General features: G+C 68.4%; 3 protein-coding genes. 2 read left to right on the top strand and 1 reads right to left on the bottom strand.

Going from position 1 to position 5,154, the window contains the following annotated elements; all coding sequences use genetic code 11:
• The coding region (locus ACXJKH_RS14195; protein ID WP_457320182.1) for a sugar MFS transporter at positions 1-1,164 on the top strand (1,164 nt) is incomplete at its 5' end.
• 14 nt (positions 1,165-1,178) lie between these two features.
• Here ACXJKH_RS14195 and ACXJKH_RS14190 read toward each other — a convergent pair.
• Positions 1,179-2,186, bottom strand: a complete 1,008-nt coding sequence (locus tag ACXJKH_RS14190) for a LacI family DNA-binding transcriptional regulator (protein ID WP_256776686.1) — start codon at positions 2,184-2,186, stop codon at positions 1,179-1,181.
• Positions 2,187-2,564: 378 nt separating this feature from the next.
• On the opposite strand from ACXJKH_RS14190, the gene ACXJKH_RS14185 reads away from it, so the two are divergent.
• Positions 2,565-5,102 carry a glycoside hydrolase family 3 N-terminal domain-containing protein gene (locus tag ACXJKH_RS14185; RefSeq protein ID WP_457320179.1) on the top strand — a complete coding sequence of 846 codons (2,538 nt, stop codon included), beginning with the start codon at positions 2,565-2,567 and terminating at the stop codon, positions 5,100-5,102.
• Positions 5,103-5,154: the final 52 nt, after the last annotated feature.

Below are 5,154 nucleotides of genomic sequence, written 5' to 3'. Positions count from 1 at the left end.
GACATCCTCATTCCGCACCTCAAGGCCGCCTTCGCGCTCACCTGGGTGCAGGCGATGCTGGTGCAGTTCACGTTCTTTGGTGCGTACTTCCTGATGTCGCTGCCGGCAGGGCGGTTGGTCGCGGCGGTGGGCTACAAGCGCGGCATCGTGGCCGGGCTGGCCATTGCCGGCGTGGGCGCGCTGCTGTTCTGGCCGGCTGCGCATGCGCATGTGTACGGGTTGTTCCTGGCGGCGTTGTTCGTGCTCGCCACCGGCATCACCGTGCTGCAGGTAGCGGCCAACCCGTACGTGGCGCTGCTGGGACCGGAGCAGACCGCGTCCAGCCGGCTGACGCTGGCGCAGTCGATGAATGCACTGGGCACCACGCTGGCGCCGCTGTTTGGCGGTCTGCTGATCCTGTCGGCCGAACCGCGCACCGATGAAGCCCTGGCGCTGCTGCCGCAGGCAGAGGCGCTGGCTTACCGCGCCGCCGAAGCGCAGTCGGTGCAACTGCCGTACTTCGGCCTGGCGGTGGCGCTGTTCGTGCTGGCCGCAGCCATCTGGATGTTCCGCCTGCCGGCCATCCCGGGCGTGGAAGAAGGCGCCACCGGCGGGCGCATCCGCGACGCGCTGCGGCATCCGCACCTGCGCTACGGCGTGCTGGCGATCTTCTTCTACGTGGGCGCCGAGGTATCCATCGGCAGCGTGCTGGTCAACTTCCTGTCGATGCCGGGCATCGGCGAAGGGCTCACCGAACAGGAAGCCACCCGGTATGTGTCGTTGTACTGGGGCGGTGCGCTGGTGGGGCGCCTGGTCGGCACCGTGCTGCTGGCACGGCTCGACCCGCGCCGCCTGCTGGGCATCTTCGCGCTGGTGGTGATGGCGCTGCTGGCGGTCACCATGCTGGCCGGTGGCGGGTTGGCCAAGTGGGCGGTGGTCAGCATCGGGCTGTTCAACTCGATCATGTTCCCGACCATCTTCGCGCTCGCCATCGCGCGGCTGGGCGCGTTGACCGGCAAGGGCTCCAGCCTGCTGGTGATGGCCATCGTGGGCGGTGCGGTGGTTCCGCTGGCGATGGGCTGGGTGGCCGACCACCACGGCCTGCAGCTGTCGTTCCTGCTGCCGATGCTGTGCTACCTGTACATCGTCTTTTACGCGTGGCGGGGTTCGCGCCTTTCCCCCTAGCGGTGCCGCACTGCTCAGCGGCGGCGCGGTGCGTGGGTGGATTCACGCACGAGCACCGCATGGTCCACGGTGACCATGCGGCCGCCGTCCGGGCTGCGGATGCGCTCGATCAGCTGCTCGGTAGCCAGCGTGCCCATGCGTGAGGTGGGCTGCCGCACGGTGGTCAGCGCCGGGTAGATGTGCCCGGCAATGGGCGTGTCGTCGAAGCCGCAGACCGACAGGTCCCTGGGGACGCGCAGGCCCCGTTGGCCGGCCACGCGATAGACCGCGGCCGCCATGTCGTCGTTGGCGGCGAAGATCGCCGTCGGTGGTTGCGGCAGGTCGAGCAGCGCGTTGGCCGCCTCGATGCCGGATTCGAACGAGAACTGCCCGCTGGCCACCAGCGCCGGGTCGTAGGCGATGCCATGTTCGCGCAGTGCCTGGCGATAGCCGGCCAGGCGCCACTGGCAGGCGCCGTGCGCGCGCGGCCCCTTGATATGCGCAATGCGGCGGTGGCCTTGTGCAACCAGATGGCCGATCAGCTCGACCACGGCGGTGGTCTCGTCCATGCGCACGCCGATGCGGCCTTCCGGATGGCGCGGGGCAATGCTGGCGAACGGGATCTCGTGCTCTTCCAGGTAGGCCAGCACCACCGCATCGTCGGTCAGCGGCGGGATCAGCACCACGCCATCGGGACGCGAGTTCTCGAACAGCGCCGCCAGGTCGGGCAGGGTGCTGCGGCCGACGCCCACCGGCCCCAGTATCAGGTTGTAGTGGCTGGCGTGGCAGGCTTCCAGCATGCCGTTCTGGATTTCCATCAGGTAATTGCGCGAGGGATTGTTGTAAACCAGCGCCAATGCGTAGGAGCGCTGCCCGGCCAGGCTGCGCGCGGACAGGTTGGGCTTGTAGCCCAACCGCGCCACTGCCGCGGCCACGCGCTCGCGGGTTTCGGTGCGCACGTTGGGCTCGTTGTTGAGCACGCGGGACACGGTCTTGATCGAAACGCCCGCAACCGCGGCGACATCCTCGATTCGACTACGCATGGTGCGGTGGATCCTATGTGGGAGCAGGTCGGCAGAGGCCGATGGTAGTGCGGCGGTGTCGAAACGGTGTTGCCGATGCAGGCGGATGTTGCCATGCCGCGATGGCTTGTGGCGCACCCGTCGATTTCGTGCGGCATCGCAACACTGACAGCCTGATCCACGCATGCGTTTGAGCGCCAGCCCCTGCTGGTGCGGGACCGACGTCGCCATGGCGACGCTGCGCGGTTGACAGCAATGGCCGTGCTTTGTATGACAGCGCTGTCAGCCAGGGGCGTTGAACCGATCCAAATGTTGTCGACACGACGTGCTGCGCGCCGCGCAGCGCGGCCGACGGCGGCAGCGCCGACCCCGATCGCGCGTCATTCCCACCGGAGGTAGATGTCAGTGAACAGCCCCAACAAGACCATCCTTGGTACCTGCCTGCTGTTGGCCCTGGCCGCATCGGTCGCCGCCGCGCCTGCCACTGGCGAGACGCTCAAGGACTGGCCGCGGGTGACCAGCGCGATCACGCCGGATGCCGCCATCGAAGCGCGCGTGCAGCAGATCCTGGCGCAGATGACCCTGGCGCAGAAGATCGGGCAGATGACCCAGGCCGAGATCAAGACCATCACCCCCGAGCAGGTCCGCCAGTACTACATCGGCTCGGTGCTCAACGGCGGCGGCTCGTGGCCGGGCATGGACAAGCACGCCACGGTGGCGCAGTGGCTGCAGCTGGCCGATGCCTACCGCGCGGCCTCGCTGGCCACCGACGCACGCACGCCGGTTCCGGTGATCTGGGGCACCGATGCGGTGCATGGGCACAACAACGTCTACGGCGCGACGCTGTTCCCGCACAACATCGGCCTGGGCGCGGCCGGCGATGCCGAGCTGGTCGAGCGCATCGGCCAGGCCACCGCACGCGCCACCCGCGCCACCGGCATCGACTGGGTGTTCGCGCCCACCCTGGCCGTGGCCCACGACCCACGCTGGGGCCGCACCTACGAGAGCTTCTCCTCCGATCCCGCCGTGGTGCGCGAGTACGCGCGTGCCTACGTCAAGGGCGCGCAGGGTCGCTTCGCCGACGATGCCAACGTAGTGGCGACGGCCAAGCATTACATCGGCGATGGCGCCACCGACAACGGCCGCGACCAGGGCGAAGCACTGCTCGACAAGGCGGCCATGATCAACGTGCACGGCCAGGGGTATTACGGTGCGCTCGGTGAAGGCGTGCAGACGGTGATGGCCTCGTTCAACAGCTGGAATGACCGTGCCGGCCGCGTCGACTACGGCAAGATGCACGGCAGCAAGGCACTGCTCACCGATGCGTTGAAGGGCAAGATGGGCTTCGACGGGTTCGTGGTGTCCGACTGGAACGGCATCGCGCAGGTACCCGGCTGCCGCAACGACAGCTGCGCCCAGGCGATCAATGCCGGCATCGACATGGTGATGGTGCCCGACGACTGGAAGGCGTTCATCGCCAACACCACCGCGCAGGTGCAGCGCGGTGAGATTCCGATGGCACGCATCGACGATGCGGTCACCCGCATCCTGCGGGTGAAGCTGCGCGCCGGATTGTTCGAGCACAAACCCTCGGACAGCCGCCATGCCGGGGATGCCAACGCCGTGCAGGACCGTGCATTGGCGCGCCGCGCGGTGCGCGAGTCGCTGGTGCTGCTGAAGAACCAGGACAAGGTGCTGCCGCTGCGCCGCGATGCGCGGGTGCTGGTGGTGGGCAAGAGCGCCGACAGCCTGTCCGACCAGGCCGGTGGCTGGTCGCTGACCTGGCAGGGCACGGAGAACACCAACGCCGATTTCCCGAATGCCGATTCGGTACTCGGTGGGTTGCGTGCCGCGCTGGGCGCGCAGCAGGTGACCTACAGCGCCGATGGCACCGGGCTGGATGCCGGGCAGTTCGACGTCGTGGTCGCGGTGGTCGGGGAGACACCGTATGCGGAAACCAATGGTGACATCCTGTCCTCCGATTCGGTCAGCCACAGCCGCGTCTACCCGCAGGATCTGGCCGTGCTGCGCGCGGCCACGGCGACCGGCAAGCCGGTGGTGACCGTGTATTTCTCCGGCCGCCCGATGTACACCAACGACCTGCTCAACCTGTCGCAGGCCTTCGTGGCAGCATGGCTGCCCGGCACCGAGGGCAAGGGCGTCACCGACGTGCTGGTGGCCGGCAAGGACGGCAAGGCGGCGCATGATTTCCGTGGCCGGCTGAGCTTCCCGTGGCCGGGCGTGCCGTGCCCGGCGCCGATCGACCGACCGGATCCCAAGCAGCCGCCGCTGTTCACGCTGGGCTATGGCCTGCATTACGGTGCGTCAGGGAATGTCGCGCGCCTGCCCGAAGCCAACCCGGACAACTGCGGCGACGTGACGACGCTGCCGATCTTCAACCGCGCCGACACGCCGCCGTTCTCGCTGCACGTTGCCGCCGCCGGCGCCACCCAGCCGCTGGGCAATGATCTCAATGCCACGCTGCGGTGGCCGACCGCAGCGCCCGTGGTGCAAGTGCGCACCGTGCAGGTGAACACCCAGCAGGACGCCAAGGAGATCACGTGGCTGGCGCCGGCGCAGCTCATCGCCCGCAGTACCTCGCGCCGCAACCTCGGCGCACTGGCGCGCAACCACGGCGCGTTGCAGTTCGATGTGCAGCTGGTGCAGCGGCCGGCCTTGCCGGTGAAGGTGACCATGCAGTGCGGTACCGGCTGCGAGGGCGGGGTGGATATCGCGCCGCTGCTGGCCAAACTGATGCCGGGGCAGAAGCAGACGGTGACCGTGCCGCTGGCGTGCTTCGCCAAATACGGCGTGGACCTGGGCGCGGTGGAAGCCCCGTTCGTGGTGAGTGCGGACAAACCGTTTGCTGCAGCGTTCACCCAGGTGCGGGTGTCGGTGGATGCGGACAAGGTGGAGGGCGCGGTCAGCTGCCCGTGAAGCAACGGTAGAGCCGAGCCATGCTCGGCTGGCGGCCCAGGATGGCCTCTGC

It is taken from the genome of Stenotrophomonas sp. P5_B8 (genome assembly GCF_054049855.1).
The sequence above is the reverse complement of the archived record's forward strand: the minus strand, read 5'-3'. Positions and strand labels throughout refer to the sequence as shown.

Bases quoted from the DNA above. Each gene is read 5' to 3' on its own strand.
- ACXJKH_RS14190 (WP_256776686.1), bottom strand. From the start codon at position 2,186: ATGCGTAGTCGAATCGAGGATGTCGCCGCGGTTGCGGGCGTTTCGATC.
- ACXJKH_RS14185 (WP_457320179.1), top strand. From the start codon at position 2,565: ATGTCAGTGAACAGCCCCAACAAGACCATCCTTGGTACCTGCCTGCTG.